The sequence below is a fragment of the Micromonospora sp. WMMD1155 genome, assembly GCF_029581275.1.
Classification (GTDB): domain Bacteria; phylum Actinomycetota; class Actinomycetes; order Mycobacteriales; family Micromonosporaceae; genus Micromonospora.
The window spans coordinates 180153-201530 of sequence record NZ_CP120742.1; the positions used below are offsets into that span (position 1 = coordinate 180153).

Consider the following 21378-nt stretch of genomic DNA (forward strand, 5'->3'; position numbering starts at 1 on the left):
TCATGGCCCGACCCGAACTGCCCATCGGCACCTGGGGCAACATCCGCACCCAGAAACTCGGACCCAACCGCTTCCGCGCTCGAGCGCGGTTCCGCGACTACGACGGCAAGACCCGCGACATCGAGGCCACCGGCACCACCGGCCCGGCCGCCGAACGAGCGCTCAAGGTCAAACTCCGAGACCGCACCACCCCCAACGACGACGAGATCACCCGGGAGACCCGCGTCAGCACACTCGCCGACCTGTGGATCGAAGAGATCACCACCGAGGAACGGATCGCACCACAAACCATCCAGCGATACGAGACCAGCGCGCGCAACGCAATCCGGCCCGCCCTGGGCAACCTGCGAATCAGAGAAGCCAGCGTCGGGCGCCTGGATCGGTTCCTGCGCGACATCGCGAAGGATCGCCCCTCGGCAGCCAAAGGCGCGAAGGTCGTCCTAAGCCAGATGTTCGCCCTAGCGGTGCGCCACGGCGCGATCCCCACCAACCCGGTACGCGACACCGGCCGGCTCCGCAAACCCCGCCGCGCTGTCGTCGCCCTCACTGACGAGAATCTCCAGGCCGTCCGGACGGCTATCCGCGACTGGCAGCGACCCGTCCCCGGAAAGCCCGGACCACGGCACAGCGGCGACCTGGCGGACGTCGTCGACCTGATGCTCGCTACCGGCGCCCGCATCGGCGAGATCCTCGCCCTGCGATGGGAGGACCTCGACCTCGCCGCCGAACGCCCCACCCTGACGATCTGCGGCACGCTCGTCTTCGTCAAGGGCCAGGGCTTCTTCCGCCAACCCTGGACCAAGAGCGACGCCGGCTGGCGGATGGTCGTCCTCCCCCGGTTCGCCGTCGGCATGATCATGGCCCGCAAGCTCGTCGCCGCCGACAACCCCCACGACGCGATCTTCGCCTCCCGACGCGGCACCTGGCTGTCACCCAACAACGTCCGCCGTCAGTGGCGTGAAGCTCGCGCCGACACCGACCTCGCCTGGGTCACTCCCCACACCTTCCGCAAGACCGTCGCCACCCTCATCAAGGAAGAGACCGACACGAAAAGCGCCGCAGCGCAGCTCGGACACTCCAGCGAGGAGGTCACCGCCACGTACTACATCGCCAAGCCCGCCCAAGCCCCGGACGTCTCGGACATCCTCGAGCGACTCGGCACCGATCACGGCAAGCGACACAGCCCCGCACCCACAGCACCCAACGATGCCCATGGATGACAAATCTGGTTGCCGACCCCGGTAAAAGGGGGGTTTTCGGGGGGCGGTTCAAAACCCCATAGACAAACTTAAAGCCCTGACCAGCGTTTCCGCTGGTCAGGGCTTTTTTGTCTGTCGGGACGGCCGGATTCGAACCGACGACCCCTTGACCCCCAGTCAAGTGCGCTACCAAGCTGCGCCACGTCCCGCCCTCGCGTGGTTTTCCACTGCGACAGCCGGTACAGCTTAGCGCAGCAGTCGCGCCCCTTTCGCACAGGCCCCACCTGCGCCACGCAGCGACCGGACCACCCCACACCTGGCCACCTCACACTCCCTAAACCGTCCTAGGAGGGTGGGGTAGGAGGAATGCCGGACGGGCAGTCTCGCCCATCCGGCATTCCTGGAGCAGAACTGCAGACGCGTCAGCCGTGTGCCTTGCCTCGACCGCCGGGGCCGAGCTTCTTCCTCGGACGGACCGAGATCTCGATGGGGCTGCCCTCGTACCCGAACTCCTCGCGGAGCTTGCGCTCGACGAAGCGTTGGTAACCGGCGTCGAGCGGGCCGGTGGTGAAGAGCACGAATCGGGGCGGTGCCACGCCGGCCTGCGTCGCGAACAGGATTCGCGGCGCCCGACCGCCACGCACCGGGTGGGGGGTGGCCTGCACCAGCGCGGTCAACCACTGGTTGAGCTGCGCGGTCGGCACCCGGGTCTCCCAGCTCGCCAGGGCCCTGTTCAGGGCCGGGGCCAGCTTGTCCACCGCGCGGCCGGTCATCGCGGACAGGTTGAGGCGGATCGCCCAGGGGATGCGGCGCAGCTCCCGGTCGATCTCCTTGTCCAGGTAGTACCGACGGTCGGCGTCGACCAGGTCCCACTTGTTGAACGCGATGACCAGCGCCCGGCCGGCCTCGGTCACCATCGTCAGGATCCGCTGGTCCTGCTCGCTGATCGGCTCGCTGGCGTCCAGCAGCACCACGGCCACCTCGGCGGCCTCGATCGCACCGGCGGTACGCAGGCTGGCGTAGTACTCGGTGCCGCTGGCCTTGCCGACCCGCTTGCGCAACCCGGCCGTGTCGACCAGCTGCCAGGTCTGCCCGCCGATGTCGACCAGGCTGTCCACCGGGTCCACAGTGGTGCCCGCGACCGAGTCGACGACCGCCCGCTCCTCTCCGGAGAACCGGTTGAGCAGGCTGGACTTGCCGACGTTCGGCCGCCCGACGAGCGCCACCCGGCGCGGCCCACGCGGACGGTTCTCCACGATCGTCGGCGCCTCCGGCAGCGCGGCGAGGATGGCGTCCAGCAGGTCACCGGAGCCACGCCCGTGCAGCGCGGAGACCGGGAACGGCTCACCGAGACCGAGCGACCACAGCGAGGTGGCCTCCATCTCGATGGAGTTGTTGTCGGCCTTGTTCGCCACCAGGATCACCGGCTTGGCGCTGCGCCGCAGCATCTTCACCGCGGCTTCGTCCACGTCGGTGGAGCCCACCATCGCGTCGACCACGAAGAGCACCACGTCGGCGGTGACGACCGCCGTCTCGGCCTGCGCCGCGATGGCCGCGGCGCGGTCCTTCGCGTCCGGCTCCCAACCGCCGGTGTCCACCACTGTGAACGCCCGACCGTTCCACTGCGCGTCGTACGGCACGCGGTCCCGGGTCACGCCCGGGACGTCCTCGACGACCGCCTGGCGGCGGCCGATGATCCGGTTGACCAGAGTGGACTTACCGACGTTCGGGCGACCGACCACGGCCACCACCGGCTGCGGGCCGCTCGGTTCCTCGACGGCGACGTCGGGCTCCCGCAGCTCGACCCACCCACCTGGATCGCTCATGCCGCTCCTCCGCTGCGCTCCGGACCGCCATGAGACACGTCCACACCCCGCTCGGTGAGCAGGTCGCGCAGTCGGGCCACGACCTCGTCGATGCCCAGCTCGGTGGTGTCGAGCACCACGGCGTCGGGGGCCTGCGCCAACGGGTTGACCTTGCGGGTCGAGTCGAGCCGGTCCCGGCGTGCCAGGTCGGCGGCGGTGGCCGCCACGTCGGCGGCGTCCTCGGCGCTGCGCCGGGCGGCGCGGGCCGCCTCGGAGGCGGTGAGGAAGACCTTCAGGTCGGCGTCCGGCGCCACGACCGAGCCGATGTCCCGACCCTCGACCACCATCCGACCGGCGTTGACGATCAACTCACGTTGCCGGGCGACCAGCAGCTCACGGACGGCCGCCACGGCGGCGACCGCGGAGACCGCCCCGGTCACCTCGGGGCCCCGGATGTCGGCGTCCACGCCCACGCCGTCGACGGTCACGGCGTACCCCTGGGGGTCGGTGCCGATGCGCAGATCCACCTCGCCGGCGACCTTGGCCACCGACGCGGCGTCGGTGAGATCCACGCCGGAGCGCAGCACGGCCCACGTGATCGCCCGGTACATCGCCCCGGTGTCCAGGTAGCGCGCACCGATGGCGGCGGCGAGCCGCCGCGACACGGTGGACTTACCCGAACCGGACGGCCCGTCCACAGCGACCACACATCGCCCGGCCCGTACGTTTTCCTCCACCGTGTCCTCCTCAGCCCGTACCTCACGGATCGCCCGGTGATTCGGCGCCGCAAGCGGTTCGTCAATCGTCATCAATCATGCCCGGGCCCTCTGGCGGACCCGCACGCGACGCCACCGGAGGCGACCCACGCCACCTCCAGCGGCCGTCGTCCGGCCGTCGGTGGAGCCTACCGGCAGCCGTACCCCGGAACCGGGGGTCAGTCACCCACCGCGGTGAACAGGGCGGCGACCTCCGCGTTGGTCAGCCTCCGGATCCGCCCGGTGCGCAGGTCACCCAGCCGGATCGGCCCGATCGAGGTACGCACCAGACGGGTGACCGGGTGCCCGACCTCGTCCATCAACCGCCGGACGATGTGCTTGCGCCCTTCGTGCAGGCTCAGCTCCACCTGGGCGCTCTTGCCCAGGGTGCCGACCACCTTGAACGAGTCGACAGTGACCGGCCCGTCCTCCAGCTCGACGCCCGCGAGGAGCCGCTTGCCCAGGTTGCGCGGGATCGGCCCGACCACCTCGGCCAGGTAGGTCTTCAGCACCTCGTACGAGGGGTGCATGAGCTTGTGGGCGAGGGTGCCGTCGTTGGTGAGCAGCAGCAGGCCCTCGCTGTCGGCGTCGAGCCGCCCGACGTGGTAGACCCGCTGGTCCAGCCGCCTGCCGATGAACTCGGCCAGCTCGTTTCGGCCCTTGTCGTCCGCCATGGTGGTCACCACACCGCGCGGCTTGTTCATCGCCACGTAGACCAGGCGGGTGTCGACCTGGAGGCGCTCGCCGTCCACGTGGATCACGGCGGTGGCCGGGTCGACCTTGTCGCCGAGCTTGGCGACCCGCCCGTCCACGGTGACCCGGCGGCGGAAGATCAGGTCCTCGCAGGCGCGCCGGGAACCCACACCGGCGGCGGCGAGCACCTTCTGCAGGCGCTCCGCCCCCTCGAAGACGGGGGCGTCGGGTTTGGGGGAACGGTTATCGGGTCGCATCAGCAAGCTCTTCTACGTCGTCGGGCAGGAAGGGTGCGAGGGGCGGCAGCTCGTGAACGGTGTTCAGCCCGAGCTTCTCCAGGAACAGCGTGGTGGTCTTGTACAGGAACGCCCCGCTGTCCGTTTCGGTGCCGCACTCCTCGACGAGGCCGCGAGTGACCAGCGTACGGATGACCCCGTCGCAGTTCACACCCCGGATGGCTGAGATTCGCGAACGGGTCACCGGTTGCTTGTAGGCGACCACGGCGAGCGTCTCCAACGCCGCCTGGGTCAGCCGTACGGACTGCCCGTCCAGAACGAACCGCTCGACGTACGTAGCGTATTCCGGCCTGGTGTAGAGCCGCCACCCGCCGGCCGCCCGGCGCAACTCGAACCCGTGCCCGGCGGCGGTGTAACCGGCGGCGATGTCGTCGAGCATCGGGCCGACCCGCTCGGCCGGTTGCTCCAGCACCTGGGCCAGCACCAGCTCGCTGACCGGCTCGTCGACGACCAGCAGGATGGCCTCCAGAGCGCCGCGCAGCTCGGCGTCGGACAGCTCCGGGGCGGGCTCCGGCGCGGCCGTCACCCGCCGTCGCCCGGCCGCCTGCCGAGGGGGTACGTCCCGCGCACCGCCCGTCTCCCGTGCCGCGACCGGCTCCGGGGCGTCCTGGCCCGATCCGGGCGGCGTGGCCGGTTCGGCGGCGACCTCGGGTTCGGCGGTCTCGGAGACGAGTTCAGGGTCAGGGGTCTCGGGTGCGGGCTGCCGGGGGCGCTCCCACGGGGGAACCCACGCGGCGGCCTGGTCGGCCAGCGAGTCCCGGCGTTGCTCGTCACTCATCCCGCTCATCCTCCGTGGTTCCCGTCCCGTCCGGCCCGCCGGTCTCCCCTGCCGGGGTGCCGGCGTACTCGTCGACGTGCAGTTCGGTGTCCCCGTCGGCCGGGCCGGTCCAGCGCACTGTCAGCTCCTCCAGGGCCTGCTCCTGGACGAAGGACACCAGGCCCTCCCGGTACAGCTCCAGCAGCGCGAGGAACCGGGCCACCACCTCCAGGGTGGCCTCGCAGTCGGCGCAGAGCAGCGAGAACGTGGCCGTGCCGGCCCGGCGCAGCCGGTCGGTGAGGATCGCGGCGTGTTCGCGGACACTGACCCGGACCATGTGCACGTGGGCGATGGACACCTCGGGCACCGGTTTCGGGGTCATCGCCTTCACGGCCAGCTTCAGCAGTCGCTGTGGGCCGATGCCGAGCACCAGGTCGGGCAGCGCCTCCGCGTAGCGGGGTTCCAGACTGACCGCTCGCGGGTAGCGTCGGCCGCCGACGGCCTCCAGTTCGGCGATGTGCGCCGCCGCCTCCTTGTACGCCTTGTACTGCAACAGCCGAGCGAAGAGCAGGTCCCGGGCCTCCAGCAGGGCGAGGTCGGCCTCGTCCTCGACCTCGGCGGAGGGCAGCAGCCGGGCCGCCTTCAGGTCCAGCAGGGTCGCGGCGATGAGCAGGAACTCGCTGGCCTCGTCCAGGTCCCAGTCGTCGCCCATGGCCCGGATGTAGGCGATGAACTCGTCGGTGACCGTGTGCAGGGCGACTTCGGTGACGTCGAGCTTGTGCTTGCCGATCAGTTGCAGCAGCAGGTCGAACGGGCCGGTGAAGTTCGCCAGCCGCACCGTGAACCCGGTGGCGGCGGGGTCGCCGGGCGGCACACCATCGACCACGGGCGCAGCGGCGGCCTCGGGTGGGTCAACTGGTGGCGCGGTCACCGCACGACCGTAGTCCACGACAGCGGCACCGGGCGTTCCGGCTACCGCTCCGACTGGGCGGCGATCACCTCGCGGGCCAGCTGACGGTAGTTACGTGCCCCGGAGGACGCCGGGTCCATCGTCGTGATGGGGGCACCGGCCACGGTGGACTCGGGGAACTTCACCGTCTTGGTGATGACCGTCTGGTAGACCTTGTCGCCGAACGCCTCGACCACCCGCTGCAGCACCTGACGGCAGTGCGTGGTGCGGCTGTCGTACATGGTGGCGAGGATGCCTTCCAGCTCCAGGTCGAAGTTGAGCCGCTCGCGCACCTTGTCGATGGTGTCCAGCAGCAGGGCCACCCCGCGCAGGCTGAAGAACTCGCATTCGAGGGGGATGAGCACACCGTGCGCGACGGTCAACGCGTTGATCGCCAGCAGGCCGAGTGACGGCTGGCAGTCGATCAGGATGTAGTCGTACTCCTTGCGGACCGTGCGCAGCACCCGGGCCAGGGCCATCTCCCGGGCCACCTCGTTGACGAGCTGGATCTCGGCGGCGGAGAGGTCGATGTTGGCCGGCAGCAGGTGCAGGCCCGCCACGTCGGTCTTGATGAGGACGTCCTCGGCGGTCACGTCGTCCTGCATGAGCAGGTTGTAGACGGACAGGTCGAGGTTGTGCGGGTTGACGCCCAACCCGACCGAGAGCGCGCCCTGCGGGTCGAAGTCGACGAGCAGCACCTTGCGGCCGTACTCGGCGAGGGCCGCGCCCAGGTTGATCGTGGTGGTGGTCTTGCCGACGCCACCCTTCTGGTTGGCCATCGCGATGATGCGCGCGGGGCCGTGCCGGTCGGTGGGCATCGGCTCGGGGATGGGCTTGCGCATCGTGTAGGCGGCCGGATCCGCCGGACCCAGATCCGCGCCGAGCGTGGCCTGCTGCTCGCGGAGCTCCGACGTCCAGGTCTCGGCACGGTCACCGTTGCCTGCCATGTCCTCGTTGCCCCCTCCCGACGACCCACCCGGCGTCGGAGCCGTCCGACGTCCTTCGCGGCGCCGCTGCGCACCCCGGTCGTGTCGCTCCAGGAGGTCCGCGCCGATGCCGACTGTACGCCACCGACCAGCAGGGGGTTCGGCACCGGCCCGGCGTGTCGGGTCCGACCGCGACCGGGTTCAGCCGCGGGCGCGTGGGTGGGCGGTGGCGTACACCTCACGCAGCCGCTCCACGGTGACCAACGTGTAGACCTGGGTGGTGGTCACCGACGCGTGGCCGAGCAACTCCTGGACCACCCGGACGTCGGCGCCGCCGTCGAGGAGATGGGTGGCGTACGAGTGCCGCAGGGTGTGCGGGGACACGGCGGCGGGCCCGTCGACCGGCAGCCCGGCCCGCTCGGCGGCGCGCCGCAGGATGCCCCAGGCGCCCTGGCGGGACAGCGCGCCGCCGCGGGCGTTGAGGAAGACCGCCGGGGTTCCCCGACCGGCGGCGGCCAATGTGGGGCGGGCCCGCACCAGGTAGGCGCGGACCGCGTCGACGGCGTACCCGCCGATCGGCACCAGCCGCACCCGGCCGCCCTTGCCGCGCAGCACCACGGTGCCCTCGTCGGTGTCGAGGTCGTCCACGGCCGCGCCGACCGCCTCGGAGATCCGCGCGCCGGTGCCGTACAGGAACTCCAGCAACGCCCGGTCCCGCAGCGCACGGGGGGCGTCATCGCCGGTAGCGGCGACCGGGCCGGCGAGGTCCAGCAGCCGGGCCACGTCGTCGACCGGCAGGGCCCGGGGCAACCGGCGCGGCGGGGTGGGCGGGCGGACGTCACGGCTGGGGTCGGCCCCGGCCAGCCCTTCGCGCATCGCGAAGCGGTGCAGGCCGCGCACCGCGCTGGCCGCGCGGGCGGCGGACGAGACCGCCAGCGGCGGGTGCGCGTCGTCGCCCGCGCGCAGTCGCGCCAGGTGCGATTCGACCAGGCCGGGGCCGACCGACGCGAGGTCGGCGACCCCGGCGTCGGCGAGCGTCGTCAGATAGCGGTCCAGATCCCGGCGGTACGAGGTGAGCGTGTTCGCGGAGAGGCCACGTTCGACGGTGAGGTGGTCGAGGTAACCGCGCACGGCGCGGCGCAACGCCGGCGCGGGCCCGGTGCCCACGCCGGCGGCGTCCGTGCCGCTGGTCAGCTCGCCACCGCTCAGGCCAGCACCTCGGTCAGCGGGAGCACGTCCATGCCGTGCGCCTCGGCGACCGGGCCGTAGGTGACCCGACCGTCGTGGGTGTTCAGGCCCAGCGCCAGCGCCGGGTCGTTGCGCAGCGCCTGCCGCCACCCCTGGTTGGCCAGCTCCAGGGCGTACGGAAGGGTGACGTTGGTCAGCGCGTAGGTGCTGGTGTTCGGCACCGCGCCGGGCATGTTCGCCACGCAGTAGAAGATCGACTCGTGCACCTTGTAGACCGGGTCGGCGTGCGTGGTGGGGCGCGAGTCCTCGAAGCAGCCGCCCTGGTCGATGGCGATGTCGACGAGCACACTGCCCGGCTTCATCCGGGAGACCAGCTCGTTGCTGATCAGCTTCGGGGCCTTCGCACCGGGCACCAGCACCGCGCCGATGACCAGGTCGGCGTCGAGCACGGCCCGCTCGACCTCGTACGCGTTGGAGGCGATGGTCTGCAGGTGACCCCGGTAGATGGCGTCGGCCGCGCGCAGCCGGGCGACGTTCTTGTCCAGCAGCAGCACCTCGGACTGCAGGCCCAGCGCGATCGCGGCGGCGTTCAGGCCGGACACGCCGGCGCCGATGACGACGGTCTTGGCCGCGTACACGCCGGAGACACCGCCGGGCAGCACACCCCGACCGCCACCGGTACGCATCATGTAGAACGCGCCGACCTGCGGGGCGAGCCGACCGGCGACCTCGGACATCGGGGCGAGCAGCGGCAACGACCGGTCGGGCAGCTCCACCGTCTCGTACGCGATGCCGGTGACCCTGCGGTCGACCAGCGCGTCGGTGCACTCCTTGGAGGCGGCCAGGTGCAGGTAGGTGAAGAGCACCTGCCCCTCGCGCATCCGGTGGTACTCCTCCGCGATCGGCTCCTTGACCTTGAGCACCAGCTCGGCGGTCTCCCACACCTCGTCGGCGGTGGCCAGGATCTTCGCGCCGGCGGCGGCGAACTCCTCGTCGGTGATGCTGGAGCCCTCACCGGCGCCGGACTCGACGAAGACCTGGTGGCCGCTGCGGGTGAACTCGTTGACGCCCGCCGGCGTGATCGCCACGCGGTACTCGTGGTTCTTGACCTCGCGTGGGATTCCGACCTTCACGATGCAGACACCTCTCTTCGGGGCCGCTCTCCCCCGACTGCTCGGTGCCGCAGCGGCCCCTTTGCCACCGCGGTCCACCGGTCCCGCCGGCGGCAGTCTAGGCGTGCTCCGCGCCGCCGAGAGCCAGCACAGTGACATCCGGTGCCCGAGTGTCCTGACGATCTGTCAGGCATCGAACCGGATTCGGCGGCGGATGGTCGCCTCAGCCGTCAGGACAGTGTTCGACCATCATCGTCCCACTTGTCGGGTGGCGCTGCGGACAGCGGACAAGTGGATCACTAGTGTGTCCGCCCATGACCACTCCTCCTTACCAGCCCGGTTACCCCCAGCCGGGCTACCCGCAGGGCGTCTCCGACAAGAGCAAGGTCGTCGCCGGGGTCCTCGGCATCCTGCTCGGCTTCTTCGGCGCCGGCCGGTTCTACATCGGCGACATCAAGATCGGTGTCCTCCAGCTCGTCGTGAGTGTCTGCACCCTCGGCTTCGGCAGCATCTGGGGCCTCATCGACGGCATCCTCATCCTGGTCAACGGCGGCACCGACGCGCAGGGCCGACCGCTGCGCGACTGATCCACCAGACGACGAACAGGGGTCCCGCGGCTGACCGCGGGGCCCCTGTCGTCGTACTCCCTCACCGGTGCGAACCGGCGGCGATGCTCAGCGGGGCAGCGGCGCGTCCGCCCGACGCAGCGTCGACCAACCGGTGTCCCGGGAGCGGGCCGCGGCGAGCAGCCCGGCCACCGCGGACGCGTTGGTGATCTCACCGGCCAGGACCATCGCGACGGCCTCGTCCAGGTCGATGCGGACGACCTGGAGGTCGGCCTCCTCGTCGTGGCGCTCGTGGCGCTCGTCGGCCGGCACCTCGCCGATGTCCCGGGCCAGGAAGACCCGCACCACCTCGTTGGTGAACCCCGGCGAGCTGTGCAGGTCGACGAGCACGTCGACCTGGCCGGCGGTGAGATCCGCCTCCTCGGCCAGCTCCCGCAACGCGGCGGCCGGCAACTCCTCACCGGAGACGTCCATCAGCCCGGCGGGCAGCTCCCACAGGTGCCGCCCCACCGGGTGCCGGTACTGCCGGATCAGCACCACCTGACCGGCGTCGTCGAGCGCCACCACGGCCACCGCACCGACGTGCCGGACCAGGTCCCGCACCCCGGTCCCGCCGCCCGGCATGGTCACCTCCTCGGTGACCACGTCGAAGATCCGCCCCCGGTAGCGCTCCTGCCGGGACCGCACCTCGTAGCGGTGCTCCACCCCGCTCACGCCGTCGCCTCGATGCGCTCGACGACGGCGCGAGGCGCCACGCTGCTGAGCCTGATGATTCGCTCGCCGCGCTCGCTCACGACGCCGACGCGGCCTTCGTCGCGGCGCCGTTGCGGGCGGCCTTGCGCGTCGTCGGGGCCTCCGCCGTCGCGTCCAGGTCGACGGGCAGCTGGTCGGCCTGCGAGTACGCCACCGCGGCCTTGACGAACGACGCGAACAGCGGGTGCGGACGGGTCGGACGGCTCTTCAGCTCCGGGTGCGCCTGGGTGGCCACGAAGAACGGGTGCAGGCTACGGTCCAACTCGACGAACTCGACCAGCCGACCGTCCGGCGAGGTGCCGGAGATGTGCAGACCGGCCTTCGTCAGCGCGTCCCGGTACGCGTTGTTGACCTCGTAGCGGTGGCGGTGCCGCTCGCTGATCTCGGTGCTGCCGTACGCCTCGGCGACGAGCGAACCCTCGGTCAGCGTCGCCGGGTACGCCCCGAGCCGCATGGTGCCGCCCAGGTCGCCCTTGCCGGCGACGATGTCCTCCTGGTCGGCCATCGTGGCGATCACCGGGTGCGTGGCCTTCTCGTCGAACTCCGCCGAGTTCGCGCCGTCCAGACCGGCCAGGTGACGGGCCACCTCGATGGTCATGCACTGCAGGCCGAGGCACAGGCCGAGCAGCGGGATGCCGTTCTCCCGGGCGTACCGGGCGGTGCCGATCTTGCCCTCGATGCCGCGCACGCCGAAGCCGCCGGGGATGAGGATCCCGTCGACGCCCGCCAGGGCCGCCGCCGCACCGGCCGGGGTGACGCACTCGTCGCTGGGCACCCACCTGAGCTGCACCCGGGCCCGGTGACCGAAGCCGGCCGCCCGGATCGCCTCACTCACCGACAGGTACGCGTCGGGCAGGTCGACGTACTTGCCGACCACCGCGACGGTGACCGTGTGCCGAGGGCGGTGCACCCGCTCCAGCAGGTCGTCCCAGCTGGCCCAGTCCACGTCCCGGAAGGAGAGGCCGAGCCGACGCACCACGTACGCGTCGAGGCCCTCCCGGTGCAGCACCTTCGGGATGTCGTAGATGCTCGGGGCGTCCGGAGCGGCGACGACCGCCTCGGCGTCCACGTCGCAGTAGAGCGACAGCTTCTCCTTGAGCTTCACCGGGATCTCCCGGTCGCAGCGCAACACGATGGCGTCCGGCTGGATACCGATGTTGCGCAGCTGCGCCACCGAGTGCTGGGTCGGCTTGGTCTTCAGCTCACCCGACGGCGCCAGGTACGGCACCAGGGAGACGTGCAGGTAGAAGCAGTTGTCCCGGCCGAGGTCGTGGCGGACCTGGCGGATCGCCTCCAGGAACGGCAGCGACTCGATGTCGCCGACGGTGCCGCCGACCTCGGTGATCACCACGTCGGGGAGCTGACCGTCCTCGTCCGGGTCGGCCATCGCCAGGATCCGCGACTTGATCTCGTTGGTGATGTGCGGGATGACCTGGACGGTGTCGCCCAGGTACTCGCCGCGCCGCTCCTTGGCGATCACGTCGGAGTAGATCTGACCGGTGGTGACGTTCGCCTTGCCGGACAGCGCCCGGTCGAGGAACCGCTCGTAGTGCCCGACGTCGAGGTCGGTCTCCGCGCCGTCCTCGGTGACGAAGACCTCACCGTGCTGGAACGGGTTCATCGTCCCCGGGTCGACGTTCAGGTAGGGGTCGAGCTTCTGCATCACCACGCGCAGACCGCGCGCGGTCAGCAGGTTGCCGAGGCTGGAGGCGGTGAGGCCCTTGCCCAGCGAGGAGGCGACGCCCCCGGTGACGAAAATGTGCCTGGTCGTCCGTGCTGATGGGGCCAAGGCCTGCTCCCGTGTCGTCTGTCGCGGTCATGCAGACCGCCGTGCTCGATCAGCAAAGTGATCACGCGATCCACGGGATTCGACGGTAACACCTCCCAGGCGGGTACTCGCAGGCCGCACCCCGGCTACGACACCTGCGGGTCATCCGGACGAGGTCCGGCGCTCAGGAGGCGGCAACCCCGCTCGACGACCGGGTGACCTGTCGGGGCGGCCCGACGGACCCGCCCCCGGCCGGTTCCGCCAGACCGTCTGAGTCGGCGTCGGCGTCGGCGTCGGCGTCGGCGGCACGATCGGTCACGGCGTCCGGGTTCGTGACCACCGGTGGGGCGCTCGCGGGCGGGCCGCTGATCGGCCGGGGATGGGCCGCACCCAGCGGCCCACCCCCGGTCGGGCCGTCACCGCCGCCGGTCGGAGAGACCCCGCCGGAGCCCGAGTCGTCGTCGGCGCCGCTCTCCCGGAACCGGCCCGGAACCGGACGGGTCCGGTCCGCGGCGTGCCCCAGCACCCGTAGCGACGCCAGGACGGCCATCGGCACCACCAACGCGGCGGCGGCGCCCAGCACGTCCAGCGCCGCCCCGTCGAGCAGACCACCGAGCACCGCGGCGACCACCGTCCCGGCCATCGCCGCCCGCACCGCCGGGTAGATGCCGAACAACCGCATCAGCCCACCCCAGGGCTGCAACAGGGCGAACCACACCAGCAACCCGGCGGCGACCGCCAGCACGGTCAGCGGGCTGTTGACCAACGTCTCGAAGTTCTCCGTGCTGGACCGGTGCACGGTGAACCCGCCGGTGCCGTCGCCGAGCGCGGAGAGGAACCGCCCGAGGTTCCCCCGCTCCGCCGGCGGGCGACGCAGGTCCACCACACCGAAGCCGATACCGACCGCCAGGGCGGCCATGCTGGCCCACGCCAGCCGGCTGATCGTCAACCAGCCGCCCGCGCTGATCACTGCGGCGACGCTCACCCCGGCGGTGAGCGCGATCGCGCCGACCGGATCGGCGCCCAGGAACGCGCTGCCGACCACCACCACCGCGAGACCGCCCACGGCCACCGTCACCGCCGGCCGCCAACCCCGGTGCACCCGTTGGGCGAGCCAACCCCCGGCGAGCAACGCACCGGCGAGGAACACCCCCAACCCCACGGTGCTCAGCCCGGAGTACCGGCCGCCCTGCAACGCGGAATACCCGACCACACCGTTGAGCTGCAGGCGGGCCCCGGTGAGCACGTCCAACCCGACGACGAGGGTGGTGAGACCGGCCACCGCACCCAGCGGCCCGAGGGTGCCCGCGTACCCGGGGGCGAACCGCACCGCCGCGGTGCCCGCGGCCACCAGCAGCGCCGTCACCCCCGCGAAGATCCACCCGGGATGGTCGCCCTGCCACCAGGGCACCGCGTCGGCCAGCAACGCCGCCGGTACCGTCAACGCCACGGCGACGAGCAGCAGCTCCACCACCGCCGTGACCCGCCGGGAGACGGGATTCGGGCCGGTCGGCCCGGTGTGCGGGCGGGCCCGGCGCAGCAACGGCAGGACCCCGACCGCCAACAGCACCTGCACCCCGGCCAGCAGCGTGAAGAACACCCCGGAGACCTCACGCTGCGCGGCGGCCTCCCGATCGGCGTCGGCCGGTGCGTCGATCGCCTCGGCCAGATCGGCGGGACGCCCACCGGTGCTCACCGCCGGACGGCCCAGGAACAGCCGCTCCGGCATCGGCCGACCCAGCGCGGCGAGAGCGGTCGGCGCGAGGTCGACCAGTTGCAGGTAACCGTCGCGGCCGGTGCTGGCCGAAGTCAGCCACCCCCGCTCCCAACCCGGCCCGTCGGCGACCGCCACGTGCAGCCGCGACGGCTGGGCGGTGTCGGAGATCCCCGCGACCAGCACCAACGACCGCGGCGGCCGGGCCGCCACCACCCGGGCCAGTTGCGCGTCCGCCGCCCGGGCCTCCTCGGCACGGGTCGCCGGGTCGGTCCCCTCGACGGTGCCGAGGTCGACGATGCTCAGCACGCAGGAACCGAGCAGCGTCCGCGGGTCGGCGGGCAACGCCGGGGCGTACCTGTCCACACGGCCGAACGGACGCGCGGCGGCCACCGCCGCACCCGGGCCCACCGCCACGGAGCAGCGCACCGACTCCGACAACGAACCGGGCAGGGCCCCCCACGGCAGGCGCTGCTGGTTGTACTGGACCACGCTCTCCTGGTCCGGCAGGTTCGCGCCGATGCCGTCCGGTTGCTCGACGGTCACCCCGGCCGGTGGACACCCGTCCGGTGACCGGCTGCCGTTCCACGCGGCGAAGCTGCCCGCACCCAGCGTCAGCCAGCCGTCCACCGGGCAGGTGGGTCGATGCGCGGAGCGCACCGACAGTGAGCCGATCGACCCCTCCTGGGCCATCCGCCACAACGTCGGGGTGCGCTGCGGATCCACGTCCTCCCACCGCAAACCCGCGATCCCGGCGAGCACCACGAAGTCGGCGGTGCGTCGCGGGCTGTCCTGCGGCGGGCGGGCGGCGAGCGCGGCGACGCCCAGCGACACCACGAGGATGGTCAGCAGGGCGGGGGTGATTCGGCGCAGCATCACCGGTGTCCCGTTCTGGGGGCGTCGGAGCCCGGGGTGGCTGCCGGGCCGCCGCGGTCGGCGCCCAGCTCGGCGTAGAGGGCGGCCAGCACGGCCACGGTGTCCGTCTCGGTCGGCCACGTCGCGGCTCGTTCCGCGCCACGGCGGCCCAGCTCGGCCCGGGCCGCCGGGTCGTCCAGCAGCGCCCGGACCGCCGCGTCGACCGCGTCGACGTCCCCGGCGGGGATCAGCGTGGCGGCGTCGCCGACCAGGTCCGGCAGCCCGCCGACAGCGGTCGCGACCAGGGGTACGCCGGCGCGCAACGCCTCCTGCGCGAAGAGCTGCCGGGCCTCCCAGTCGCTGGTCACCACCGCGAGGTCGGCACCGGCGAGCAGGTCGGCCACGTCGGTGCGGTGCCCCAGCAGGGTCACCGGGGCGCGGGCCGCCGAGGTCCGCGCGGCCAGCGGCAGATACGCCGGCCCACTGCCCGCGATCACCACGACCGGCGGTGGGGTACGCGTCCGCCAGCGGGCCGCCGCGTCGATCAGCACGTCGTAGCGCTTCTGCGGGTGCAGCCGACCGACCGAGAGGATCAACGGCTGGTCCGGGCGCACCCCGAACTCGGCGCGGACCGCCGCCGGACGTCGACGTGGCGCGGGCAGCGTCGGCGCGGCGACCGGGGCGAGCCGGGCGTCGGCGGCACCCAGCGCGGCGGCTCGGGAGACCAGGTCCATGGACGCGCCGAGGGCCACCCGCGCACCCCGGGCCACCACGCGTTCCACGAGTCGGGACACCCCGCCGCGCAGGCCGCCCGCGAGCACCGCGTTGTGCCAGGTGACGATCAGCGGCGCGGCCGGACGGGCCAGCACGGCGACCAACCCGGCCCGCAGACCGTGGGCGTGCACGACGTCGACCCGCGTGGCGGTGAGGACCCGGCGCAGGGTGAGCACCGCCCGGGTGTCGGCCGGCGTCGGGCTGGCCGGGATCTCCACCGGCTCGAAACGCGCGCCGACAGCGGTGAAGTCGAACTGCTCCTGGGTGGCCGCCGGTCCGCAGACCAGGACGGATGCGCCCCCGGCGACGAGGCCACGGGCCACCGACCGGACGTGCTGGCCGACCCCGCCGGTGCTGGACGCGAGCACCAACGCGACGGTGCCCGACCACCCGGCGGACAGAGCTGGCTCAGTCATCGCGTCGCCGTCTCCTTCCCATCGCCCCGCTCCGGGGAGACCGCACCGGGCGTCGGACCGCCACCCCGCGGCCCGCGCCGACCCAGCCGCCGCAGCACCCCGGCGAGCAGTGGCGCCACGTCCCGCCGGTCGACGAACCAGAGCACGGCGAGGAACACCGCCCCAACCAGAGCCCCGGACAGCATGCCCTGACCGAGTGCCGCCGCCATCGTCGGGGTGCCGCCGCCCGGCGCGTCGAGCAGAAGGCCGAGGCCCAGCCCGGCGAGCGCGGCGAGCACACCGGCCAGCACACCGGCGGCCGAGGCCCGCGCCGCACCGGCCAGCGCCGGTCGACCCGCGCTGCGCCGCACCGCCACCAGCAGCAACGCCCCGAGCACCAGCATCCCCACCGAGTTGGCCGACGTCACCGCGAACACCCGGTCCCGCAGCGGCAGCAACGCGCCGAACAGCACGACGACGACCGGCACCACCAGGAAACCGACAGCGGTGGCGGCGGTCGCCGCCCGGGTCTCCCCCCGCGCGTAGAGCGCCCGGGTGAGCACCGCGAACAGCCCGTAACCGACCAGGCCGGGGGCGTACCCGATGATCGCGGCGGCGGCCGTGGACGCGGTGGACGCCGGGAAGAAGAAGTGCCCGACCGGGCCGGCGGTGCCGATCAACGCCGCGGTGCCGAGGCAACTGAACAGCAGCACCCCGCGCACGGCCGGCGCCAACGTCGCCCGGTAGGTGTCCTCGTCACCGGCGGCCCGCGCCGCCGCCAGCGTCGGGTACGCCGCGATGGCCAGCGGCACCGCCAGCACCGCCCACGGCAACAGGTAGACGGTCTGTGCCAGGTTGTAGACACCCGGGTTGCTCCGCGCACCGGCGGTGACCTGGTTCAGGCTGACGATCAGGGCGATCTGCTGCGTGGTGACGGTGACCGCGCCGGCCACCGCCAGCCCGCCGACGCGGGCCCGCGCGTCGGCCGGGAACCCGAACCCGGGCCGCAGCCCCAGGCGCAGTCGGCTGACCGGGACGAGCAGGGACAACGACAGCACCACCACACCGAGTGTCGTGCCGGCCGACAGCAGCAACTCGCCACCGGGGCTCACCCCGCCGACTGTCGCGTTGCGGCCCTGCGTGGCGGTGAACCCCAGGTAGACGACGATCACGGTGAGGCTGGACAGCAGCGGCGCGAGCACCGGCCAGGCGAAGCGCCGGTGTGCCTGGAGCACCCCGGTGAGCACGATGCCCACCCCGTACAGCGGCAACTGGGGTGCGAAGACCCGCAACATCCGGATGCCGCTCTGCTGCTGGGCGGCGGTCAGGTGGTGCCCGAGCGACTCGACCACCGGCTCGGCGAGCAGCACCACCAGCACCGCGAGCGGCACCAGCAGGGCCAGCGTCCAGGTCAGCAGCGCACCGGTGGTCCGGGCGACGGTCGCCCGGTCACCGACCGCGACCGCCCCGGCCAGCAGCGGCACGACGAGGCTGGCCAGCGCCCCACCGGCGACGATCTCGAAGATGAAGTTCGGTACCGCGTTGGCCACCACGTAGGTACCACCGAGATCGGTGGTCCCCAGGGTCCAGGTGAACACGGCGGTGCGGCCGAAACCGGCCAGCCGGCTGGCCACGGTGAGGACGGCGATGAGCGCGGCTGCCCCGGCCAACCGGCCGGCGCCGACGAGGGGGGCCGGTCGGGTCACGTCAGTCGGCGCGTCGGCCCAGTGCGTCGAGCTCCCGCAACCCCGGGGTCCGCTGGATCACCGCCGTGAAGCTGACCTTCTCGCTGGCGGCGGTGAGCCCGGCCAGCACCGCGAGCAGACCCGCCCGCCCGAGCGGGCCGGTACGGGCGGCGAGCGCGACACCGAGCACCGCCCCGAGCGCGTTCGCGCCGCTGTCGCCGAGCATCACGTCCTCGGCGAGGTCGTCGCCGAGCAGACCGGCGGCGGCTCCGGCGGCGCCCGCGGCGATCCCGCCGTGCGGGCCACCGGCCAACGGCGCGGCGAGCAGCAGACCGGACTTGATCGCCCGACCCGGTCGCAGGTCGAGCAGGTTGAGCAGGTTGGCCGTGCCGGCGATGACCCCGGCGCCGAGGAGCACGTCGACGCCCCGACCGAACGCGCCGTGACGCTGCCGACGCGGATGCGCCGCGACCCGGCGGTCGGCGGCCAGCAGCGCCGCCGCGCCCAGCCCGGCGGCGCCCACCCCGGCGACCTTGACCAGACCGGCGGTGACCCGCCCCTCGCGCAACGCGGCGAGGTGCCCGGCGAAGCCCTTCGCCGCCTTCTGCTCCGGCCGCGCGCCGACCACGTCGTCGTACAGACCGACGGCGCCCGCACCGAGACCGGCGACCACCGCCGCCCCACCGGACGCGCCGCCGGTCGCACCGAACGCGCCGACGGCCGCCGCGCCCCCGGCCAGCGCCGGACCGGCGGCCAGGCTGACCGTGCGGCCACGGAAGTTGGTGCGCTCCAACGCCGGCCCCGCCGGCGAGCTGCGGACCTCACGCAGCGCGTAGCGGGCCACCGCCGCGCCGGCGCCGGCGAGCAGCAGCCGACCCAACGTGCTCATGCCGCCACCCCGCCGCACCGCACGCTCGCCCGCCCACCTACGTCGGATCCGGACACCCGGTTACGTCGTTCGCTCACTGGGGCAGTCTAGGCAACAGCCCGGAGGCGGCGTTGTCACCGACGCCGTACTGCCCGGCCTTCTTCTCGACGAGCTGCTGCACCAGGGCGAGGGCGCTCACGAACTGACCCTGCCCGGTGTTGGCGTTGTCGACGGTCGAGATGGTCTGGGCGAGCACCGGGTCACCCCGGACCACGGACACCAGGTTGCCGCCGACGGAGCCGTTGCCGGCGACCACGATCGAACCGGTCCGGTCGAACTGCTCGGCGATCTTGACCACCGACTCGTCCCGCTTCTCGGAGTCCTTGTCGACGTACGGCTGACCGCTGACCACCACGACCGCCTCCGCCGAGCCGGTGACCTTGTTGCTGTCGGTGGTCAGGTAACCCGCGTTGTTGTACGCGGCGAGCACCGCCCGCCGGTCGGCGTCGCTGACCGGCGCGACGCCCTGGGCCCGGTCCAGCAGGACGCTGGCCAGCAGCGCGCTGGACGTCTCCACCCCGTGACCGTTACCCGGCAGGCCGGTGGTCTGCGCGGTCGGACGGGCCGCGGTGACGGCCAACTCCAGCAGGTTGGAGTTGTTGTCCGGGTTGACGAACTTGTCCTGCAGGTCGACCCGACCGGTGATGGTGGCCCCGGCGAGCTGGAGCTTCTTGAGCACGCCCTCGGTGTGGTCGCGACCGTTGGGCAGGCTGAGCACCACCACCCGACGCCCGGTGAGGGTGCCCGGCAGGACGACCTGGGACACCTCCTCGGCGAACTCCTCCTCCAGCCCGAGCTGCTTCTCCATGTTGCTGACCGTCTGACGCCAGTGCTGGTTGTCCTTGCGCAGACCGGTGACCTGCCCCTCCAGCGAGTCGGCGACGGGGCCGTTGAGAGCGGCCGTGCCGACCACCAGGCCGATCGCCAGAGCCAGGAAGACCGCGGTGAGGGACACCACGTGGTAGCGGAAGTTGATCACGCTTGCAGCCTCTTGATCGGTCGGGAACTAGAAGAGCCGGTACAGCTGGAACACGAAATTGTCCCACCATTCGGCGACCACGCCCAGGTACGCCTTCCCGACGGTGGAGACGGCCACCGCGGACGCCATCGCCGCGATCGCCGACAACACCAGCAGGAGCAGCGACGAACCGGAGATGCTCTGCCGGTAGAGCCGGCTCACACCCTTGGCGTCGACCAGCTTGCCACCGACCTTGAGCCGGGTCAGGAACGTCGAGGCCATTCCGCCGCGCCCCTTGTCGAGGAACTCGACCAGGGTGGCGTGGGTGCCGACCGCGACCAGCAGCGACGCGCCCTTCTCGTCGGCGAGCAACATCGCCAGGTCCTCGCTCGTCGCCGCCGCCGGGAACGTGATCGCCGGCACACCCAGGCCGTTGACCCGGGGAAGACCCGGCGCACGCCCGTCCGGGTACGCGTGCACGATCACCTCGGCACCGCAGCGCAGCACGTCGTCGGTGACCGAATCCATGTCGCCGATGATCATGTCCGGGGTGTACCCGGCCTCGACCAGCGCGTCCGCGCCGCCGTCGACACCGATGAGGACCGGCTTGAACTCCCTGATGTACGGGCGCAGCACGTCCAGGTCGGCCTTGTAGTCGTAACCGCGCACCACGATCAGGCAGTGCCGACCCTGCATCTGGGTCTCGATGTCCGGCACGCCCACACCGTCGAGCAGCAGGTCGCGCTCCTGGCGGAGGTAGTCCATCGTGTTGGCGGCGAACGCCTCCAACTGCACCGACAGCCCCTCCCGGGCATCGGCCATCGACTTCGCGACCGACTCGGCGTCCTGCAGGCTGCCGTGCGCCACCGGCTCGTCACCGGCGAAGACCGTGTTGCCCTCGATGCGCACCTGGTCGCCTTCGCGGATCCGCTCGAAGACGCCCTCACCCAGGTCGTCCAGGAGCGGAATGCCGGCGGCGATCAGGACCTCCGGGCCCAGATTGGGGTAACGGCCGGAGACCGACGGTTTGGCGTTGAGCACCGCGGCGACACCGACAGCGACCAGAGAATCCGCCGCCACCCGGTCCAGGTCGACGTGGTCGATCACCGCGATGTCACCAGGGCGCAGCCGACCGACCAGGCGTTTCGTCCGGCGGTCAAGGCGCGCGGTGCCGAGGACTCTGCCCGGTTCGGAGTTCCGGTTCCGGCGCAACGTGGGTAGACGCATCGTGACCATCCTGGCATGTGAGGCAGGCTTTTCTGTCGCGACATGCCTGAGCAGGGCCGCCTACCCAGGGAAGCA

18 protein-coding genes and 1 tRNA gene are annotated in these 21378 nt (G+C 72.3%); 2 read left to right on the forward strand and 17 right to left on the reverse strand.

Features of this window, described 5'->3' with window-relative positions; genetic code table 11:
- The first annotated feature begins 2 nt into the window (after positions 1 to 2).
- Positions 3 to 1220, forward strand: coding sequence for a site-specific integrase (locus O7617_RS00525; RefSeq protein ID WP_282260754.1), 1218 nt, complete (start codon positions 3 to 5; stop codon positions 1218 to 1220).
- A gap of 114 nt (positions 1221 to 1334) precedes the next feature.
- Here O7617_RS00525 and O7617_RS00530 read toward each other — a convergent pair.
- The 9 genes from O7617_RS00530 to ald form a co-directional block, all read right to left on the reverse strand.
- A tRNA-Pro gene (locus O7617_RS00530) sits at positions 1335 to 1408 on the reverse strand.
- Between the two features lie 213 nt (positions 1409 to 1621).
- On the reverse strand, positions 1622 to 3025 hold the full coding sequence (der, locus tag O7617_RS00535; protein WP_282260756.1) for a ribosome biogenesis GTPase Der: 1404 nt from the start codon (positions 3023 to 3025) through the stop codon (positions 1622 to 1624).
- Positions 3022 to 3741, reverse strand: coding sequence for a (d)CMP kinase (gene cmk, locus O7617_RS00540; RefSeq protein ID WP_282260757.1), 720 nt, complete (start codon positions 3739 to 3741; stop codon positions 3022 to 3024). The genes der and cmk overlap by 4 nt, the downstream gene beginning before the upstream one ends.
- A 197-nt stretch (positions 3742 to 3938) precedes the next feature.
- Entirely contained in the window at positions 3939 to 4709 is a 771-nt protein-coding gene (locus O7617_RS00545; protein ID WP_282260758.1) for a pseudouridine synthase, read from the reverse strand.
- Positions 4696 to 5526 carry an SMC-Scp complex subunit ScpB gene (scpB, locus tag O7617_RS00550; RefSeq protein ID WP_282260760.1) on the reverse strand — a complete coding sequence of 277 codons (831 nt, stop codon included), beginning with the start codon at positions 5524 to 5526 and terminating at the stop codon, positions 4696 to 4698. Before scpB ends, O7617_RS00545 begins: the two co-directional genes overlap by 14 nt.
- Entirely contained in the window at positions 5519 to 6436 is a 918-nt protein-coding gene (locus O7617_RS00555) for a segregation/condensation protein A (protein ID WP_282260761.1), read from the reverse strand. The genes scpB and O7617_RS00555 overlap by 8 nt, the downstream gene beginning before the upstream one ends.
- 41 nt (positions 6437 to 6477) lie before the next feature.
- On the reverse strand, positions 6478 to 7401 hold the full coding sequence (locus tag O7617_RS00560) for an AAA family ATPase (protein ID WP_030334877.1): 924 nt from the start codon (positions 7399 to 7401) through the stop codon (positions 6478 to 6480).
- A 180-nt stretch (positions 7402 to 7581) separates the two neighbouring features.
- Positions 7582 to 8547, reverse strand: a complete 966-nt coding sequence (locus O7617_RS00565; protein WP_282260762.1) for a site-specific tyrosine recombinase XerD — start codon at positions 8545 to 8547, stop codon at positions 7582 to 7584.
- A gap of 38 nt (positions 8548 to 8585) precedes the next feature.
- Entirely contained in the window at positions 8586 to 9701 is a 1116-nt protein-coding gene (gene ald / locus O7617_RS00570; protein ID WP_282260763.1) for an alanine dehydrogenase, read from the reverse strand.
- Between the two features lie 293 nt (positions 9702 to 9994).
- Between ald and O7617_RS00575 the strand changes: the two genes are divergently transcribed.
- Positions 9995 to 10267 (forward strand): TM2 domain-containing protein, encoded by a 273-nt coding sequence (locus O7617_RS00575; RefSeq protein WP_282260764.1) that lies wholly within the window; start codon positions 9995 to 9997, stop codon positions 10265 to 10267.
- A gap of 87 nt (positions 10268 to 10354) precedes the next feature.
- Here O7617_RS00575 and O7617_RS00580 read toward each other — a convergent pair whose 3' ends face one another.
- The 8 genes from O7617_RS00580 to steA form a co-directional block, all read right to left on the reverse strand.
- Positions 10355 to 10960, reverse strand: coding sequence for an NUDIX hydrolase (locus O7617_RS00580; protein ID WP_282260765.1), 606 nt, complete (start codon positions 10958 to 10960; stop codon positions 10355 to 10357).
- Positions 10961 to 11036: 76 nt separating this feature from the next.
- Positions 11037 to 12788 (reverse strand): CTP synthase, encoded by a 1752-nt coding sequence (locus O7617_RS00585; protein WP_282260766.1) that lies wholly within the window; start codon positions 12786 to 12788, stop codon positions 11037 to 11039.
- A gap of 163 nt (positions 12789 to 12951) precedes the next feature.
- Positions 12952 to 15357, reverse strand: coding sequence for a hypothetical protein (locus O7617_RS00590; RefSeq protein WP_282260767.1), 2406 nt, complete (start codon positions 15355 to 15357; stop codon positions 12952 to 12954).
- The gene (locus tag O7617_RS00595; protein ID WP_282260769.1) at positions 15357 to 16526 is read right to left on the reverse strand and encodes a glycosyltransferase family 4 protein; all 1170 of its coding nucleotides are present in this window, start codon (positions 16524 to 16526) and stop codon (positions 15357 to 15359) included. Before O7617_RS00595 ends, O7617_RS00590 begins: the two co-directional genes overlap by 1 nt.
- Positions 16523 to 18211 (reverse strand): lipid II flippase MurJ, encoded by a 1689-nt coding sequence (locus tag O7617_RS00600; RefSeq protein WP_282260771.1) that lies wholly within the window; start codon positions 18209 to 18211, stop codon positions 16523 to 16525. Before O7617_RS00600 ends, O7617_RS00595 begins: the two co-directional genes overlap by 4 nt.
- Position 18212: 1 nt before the next feature.
- On the reverse strand, positions 18213 to 19079 hold the full coding sequence (locus O7617_RS00605) for a hypothetical protein (protein WP_282260772.1): 867 nt from the start codon (positions 19077 to 19079) through the stop codon (positions 18213 to 18215).
- 73 nt (positions 19080 to 19152) lie between these two features.
- Complete coding sequence (locus O7617_RS00610; RefSeq protein WP_282260773.1) at positions 19153 to 20097, reverse strand: copper transporter; 945 nt, start codon at positions 20095 to 20097, stop codon at positions 19153 to 19155.
- 27 nt (positions 20098 to 20124) lie between these two features.
- Positions 20125 to 21303 (reverse strand): putative cytokinetic ring protein SteA, encoded by a 1179-nt coding sequence (gene steA, locus O7617_RS00615; protein WP_282260774.1) that lies wholly within the window; start codon positions 21301 to 21303, stop codon positions 20125 to 20127.
- Positions 21304 to 21378: the final 75 nt, after the last annotated feature.

Coding starts and splice junctions, on each gene's coding strand:
- O7617_RS00525 (WP_282260754.1), top strand. CDS start 3: ATGGCCCGACCCGAACTGCCCATCGGCACCTGGGGCAACATCCGCACC.
- der (WP_282260756.1), bottom strand. CDS start 3,025: ATGAGCGATCCAGGTGGGTGGGTCGAGCTGCGGGAGCCCGACGTCGCC.
- O7617_RS00545 (WP_282260758.1), bottom strand. CDS start 4,709: ATGCGACCCGATAACCGTTCCCCCAAACCCGACGCCCCCGTCTTCGAG.
- scpB (WP_282260760.1), bottom strand. CDS start 5,526: ATGAGTGACGAGCAACGCCGGGACTCGCTGGCCGACCAGGCCGCCGCG.
- O7617_RS00560 (WP_030334877.1), bottom strand. CDS start 7,401: ATGGCAGGCAACGGTGACCGTGCCGAGACCTGGACGTCGGAGCTCCGC.
- O7617_RS00575 (WP_282260764.1), top strand. CDS start 9,995: ATGACCACTCCTCCTTACCAGCCCGGTTACCCCCAGCCGGGCTACCCG.
- O7617_RS00590 (WP_282260767.1), bottom strand. CDS start 15,357: ATGCTGCGCCGAATCACCCCCGCCCTGCTGACCATCCTCGTGGTGTCG.
- O7617_RS00595 (WP_282260769.1), bottom strand. CDS start 16,526: ATGACTGAGCCAGCTCTGTCCGCCGGGTGGTCGGGCACCGTCGCGTTG.
- O7617_RS00605 (WP_282260772.1), bottom strand. CDS start 19,079: ATGAGCACGTTGGGTCGGCTGCTGCTCGCCGGCGCCGGCGCGGCGGTG.
- steA (WP_282260774.1), bottom strand. CDS start 21,303: ATGCGTCTACCCACGTTGCGCCGGAACCGGAACTCCGAACCGGGCAGA.